4 protein-coding genes are annotated in these 4,491 nt (G+C 66.0%); 2 read left to right on the plus strand and 2 right to left on the minus strand.

Annotation, left to right across the window (positions count from 1 at the left end; all coding sequences use genetic code 11):
* Together JOZ76_RS30910 and JOZ76_RS30915 are read right to left on the minus strand one after the other, a co-directional pair.
* Positions 1–715, minus strand: a 715-nt coding sequence (locus tag JOZ76_RS30910; protein ID WP_291705191.1) for a CobW family GTP-binding protein, incomplete at its 3' end; no start/stop codon positions are given.
* Positions 716–727: 12 nt separating this feature from the next.
* A complete protein-coding gene (locus JOZ76_RS30915; RefSeq protein WP_291705188.1) occupies positions 728–2,218 on the minus strand; it encodes an amidohydrolase family protein in 1,491 nt (496 codons plus the stop codon).
* Between the two features lie 854 nt (positions 2,219–3,072).
* Between JOZ76_RS30915 and JOZ76_RS30920 the strand changes: the two genes are divergently transcribed.
* Both JOZ76_RS30920 and JOZ76_RS30925 read left to right on the plus strand, forming a co-directional pair.
* A complete protein-coding gene (locus JOZ76_RS30920) occupies positions 3,073–3,255 on the plus strand; it encodes a hypothetical protein (protein WP_291705189.1) in 183 nt (60 codons plus the stop codon).
* A 199-nt stretch (positions 3,256–3,454) separates the two neighbouring features.
* Positions 3,455–4,491: DUF1186 domain-containing protein (locus tag JOZ76_RS30925; protein WP_291705190.1), on the plus strand; the 1,037-nt coding region annotated here is incomplete at its 3' end.

The following is a 4,491-nucleotide window of genomic DNA, read 5'->3' on the forward strand; positions in this document are numbered from 1 at the left end:
TGAGGCGCCCGATCGCCTGCTGCAGCCGCGGCAGCGAGAGCGGCCGCTCCGAGGTCCAGCTCAAGGCCTCGAACCGGTCGGCCACCGGCCCGCGCGGCCCGACCTCGCGCAGCGCCGGCAGGCGATCAAGGTCCGGGGCGAACAACAGAGCTGGAGGCACCGCGCCATTGATCGCATCGACCACCACTGCCGCCGGACGCAGCATGCGGATCGCAGCGCGCATCTGCGCACAGGCCGCCGCGTCCACCAGATCCACCTTGCTCAGCGCCACAATGTCTGCTGCGCGAAGCTGAGAGCGGAGCAGTGCGTCCTCGTTCAGCGCCTCCGGCCGCGCCGTCGCATCGACCACGCACAGCACCGTCTCCAGGGGCGCCTCGCGCGAAATCACCGGGTCCATCAGGTTGCGGACGATGTCAGCGGGATCGGCGACGCCGCTGGTTTCGATCACGATCAACTCCGGCCGCGGCTCACGCCGCAGCAGCGTGGCAAGCGTGCGCAGGAGATCGCCTTGCAGCGAGCAGCAGATGCAGCCATTGGAGAGGCTGACCACACCGTCGCTGGCGCCCGCGATCAGCTCCGCATCGATGTTGATGGCGCCGAAATCATTGACCACGGCGCCGATCCGCCGTCCCTCCGCCTGCGTCAGCAGGCGGTTCACGACCGTGGTCTTGCCCGCCCCGAGAAAACCGGTCACCAGCAGGATCGGGACGGGCACGATCACCCCCCATCAGACCTGGGTCACGGGCCGGCGCACCGGCCTGCCCGGCCTCGCCGCCACATCGAGGATGCCATCTGATATCAGCGGCTCTCCGGAGACCACGAGGTGCCGCACGCCTTCGGACGGGCGGTTCATGGCCGAAAAGGTCGCACGATCGGTCAGGTCATTGAAATCGAACACCACAATGTCGGCATCCGCGCCCGCCTGCAGCCTGCCCTTGGCACGCATCGCCGGTGTGCTCGGAGACAGGATTTCGGCCGGGATCAGCGCGCATTTGCGGATGCCTTCGAGCAGCGACAGCGCCCTTCGCTCGCGCACCCATTCGCGAATGAAGCGGGTGAAGCAGGCCGCCGAGCGCGGATGCGATGTGGCGTCCACAGGCAGCGGCCAGGCGTCGCCGGTATAGGGGCGGCCGTCCGACAAGGTCCAGGGCATCGCGTCGGAGGCGATGGCGCCGCCGGGATACAGCACTGAGATGTCGAGCAGGTCGCGATGATGCGGGTTGTTGTCGATATCCAGGATGTGCCACAGCACCAGCGTGGAGGGTTCTTCCGCCTGCGCGGCCAGAAGCTCCTCCCGATCGCGAAAACGCCGGCCGTCGGTCACGCGCTGCACCGAATCATAGCCGGTGCCGTTGCGCGCCTCGAAGTCGGGATCGCTGAAGAACGCCGCCGCCAGCACCGTCGAGCCGGTGCCGTAGGGATAGGCTTCCACGGTGATCGGCAGGCCCTGCGCCTGCGCCTTCTTCACCAGCACGGCACAGCGTTCCACGTCGGTCTTGCTCGAGGAGTTGAAGTGGCAGATGTGCATGTGCGCGCCGGTGGCGCCGGCATAGCCGATCAGGCGGACATAGGCCTCGGCCGCGCTCTCCGGATCGACGCGGGACATGTAGGCGACATGCGTGAAGGTCGGCACGTCGTGGGCCGCCGCGAGCTGGCACACCGCGGTCAGCTCCTGCACGCCGGCTCCCGGCGCATAGGCGTTGAGAATGCCGATCCCGATGCCGCCCTCGTTCAGCCCGCCGGCGAGGCGTTCGAGGATGCCGGCGACCTCCGCGTCGCTCGCCACATTGTCGATCCAGCGACGATCGCGCATGGCGTTGCCGAATGCCTCCAGCGAGGACTCCGAGTTGGAGCCGGTCATCGTACCGATGCGCGCAAAAGCCCAGTTGGCTGCGGCGCCGTAGTTCAGCACGCGCCCCTTGGCGGCCTGGCGCCTATACCACGACGCGACCGGCAACACGCCGGCCTCCAGATCGAGCGTCGTGGTCACGCCGTCGAACGCCTGCATGCGGTCGGCGGGGATCGACTGGCCGTGTGCGTGCAGGTCGATGAAGCCGGGCGCCACCACGAGCCCGGTCGCGTCGATCACCCGTTCGGCGCTGCCAAGGAAGGTGCCGACCGCGGCTATCTTGCCATCCATGACCGCGACATCGCCCGTTGCATCCATCCCGCTTGCCGGGTCCACCACCCGGCCGCCGCTGATCACCAACCCACCCATACCGTCCTCTCCGCACGCAAACCAAAAAGTCCCGAAAACCGGCACCGGCTCCGCTGGGAGCTCGCGCCCTGTCCCATCAAGACAGATTTTCGCACCGGCGACCACCTCCGACGATGCCTGTGCAGCATGCGCTCATAAGAGCGGACGTCGGCACCCATCACGTCGGCATGCCCGGCCTTGTGCCGGGCATCCACGTCCTGTTTTCTTGGTGCGTTGAAGACGTGGATGGCCGGGACAAGTCCGGCCATGACGAGTCATTGGCTCAGGCCGTTGGCTATCAGCCATGCGTCCGTTTCAATCTCGGTCGGCACTGGATGTCAGACAGCCGATAGGACACGCAACCGCAGTCTCGCGGGCGAACACGCCCCGAGTGATGCTGAAACGTCGCCCTCGAAATCGAAGAGGGCGCAGGGAATGCCGGGAGCCGGCCGCCCCCATGGCCCGCCTGCAAAAAAGTAAGCAGGCGGCAGTTACCACAGGTTCAGCCAAATCACCCGGCATTCCCTGCACGACGGTTTTAACGCTTATAGCGCGCTCTCCCTGGGAACCGGGCTTTCTTGCTCCCATCACCTCGCGCATCATCAGGCGCGAAGCTTGGCCTCAGCGTCGGGAGGCCAGGACCACACGATTTCGCGTCCGCCTCGGCATCGTTCGTCCGCGCGCACGAGGCGCGCGCGACGCAAAGCGTCCATCGCATCCCGCACCCACGTTCGGTGACGATCGGCCATAACGCCCCTCTTCGAGCGAGGCGGGAAGGCGCATCATGCTTCTGATTCGGCGAAAAGTCAAGCGCATTTTCGAAACTCAGAAGTAGCGCCTCGCTGCGACAGAATGACACGACAGGCAATTTGTGAATGGCTCGGATGCGAGCCTATCCGGTCGAACACGCGCCGCCCGCTGCACCGGCCTTCTTGCCGCTGCTGATCGACCTGAGGCAGCGATTTCGGCCGTCCGACCGGGTCGCCGTGATCTCGGCCGCATCGATCCTGCACGAACCGCCCGCGCAGGTCCGGGTGAGCGACCGGAAACCGTTCTGACACGGTGGCCAATAAGCGCTGGATTTTGCCATGCGAGGCCGCCATCGATGCGCCGATCGCGCGACGATGGCCTTGCTGGCGCACAATCCATCCTGCTCAGATTCTCGTTCACGGGCTTGTTCCGACGCTGTAAGGTCGCCATGTCCTTGTTCGCGGCGCGACATGGATCATTCGTTGCCGCGATGGACGGAGAAGCGGATTGGCCACCACGACGGAAGACGACATCGAACGGATCTTCGATCGGCTCAGTTCCGACGACGACAAGCTGCCGGTCGAGGCGATTGTGGCCGCGGACGCCAATCGCACGGCAATGGTCCCGCTGTTTCTCCGCGCGATCGAGCAGTCCGCGCCGAGCGCGTCCGTGGAGAACGCGCTGTTCTTCGCCTTCCATCTGCTCGGGCAATGGCGCGAAAAATCCGCCTATCGGCCGCTCGCGGCGTTGCTGCGCCGTGCTCCGGACGATATCGAGCGCATCCTCGGCGACGCCAGGACCGAGACCAGCCATCGGGTGATGGCCGCCGTTTTCGACGGCGATCCCGGTCCGCTCTGCGAGGTCATCCTCGACCCGCAGGCGGACGAGTTCATCCGCGAGCGCATGTTCGACGCCCTCGTGATCGTGACCCTGCACGGCGAGCTGCCGCGCGAGGAGGCCGCTCGGTTCCTGAAGTCGTGCTACGCGGACCTGCAACCGCAGGAGGACGGTCTGGTCTGGGACGGCTGGCAGCGCGCCATCTGCCGGCTGGGGCTCCGCGAGCTCCTGCCGCTGGTCAAGCAGGCGTTCGATCGCGAACTCGTGACCCTGCCCTGGATGAACTTCGAGCGATTCGAACAAGATCTCCAGCACAATATCGGCGGGCCGGAGGGCTGGCAAACAAATGATGACGAGCAGCCGTTCGGCGATACGATCGAGGAGCTGTCGGGCTGGGACGCATTCTCGCCAGATCGGGAGGACGATCCCGACGACGTGTGGGAGCACGACCCCGAATTTGAATCGCCGAGCATTCCGGTCACCAACCCCTACCGGGGCGTCGGGCGGAACGACCCCTGCCCGTGCGGCAGCGGCAAGAAGTTCAAGAAATGCTGTCTCGACAAGGCCAGATTGAACCAGCTGCCATCCGCATTGCAGGACGCCGATCCGGAGTTCGAAGATTGGGACGACGCAGTGGAGGGCGCGAGCGGAGCCTACGATCCGTTCACGGAGCCGGACGCGCAGGAGTGGCTCGCACTGGACGAACA

The sequence above is a fragment of the Bradyrhizobium sp. genome (assembly GCF_019244115.1).
GTDB lineage: Bacteria > Pseudomonadota > Alphaproteobacteria > Rhizobiales > Xanthobacteraceae > Bradyrhizobium.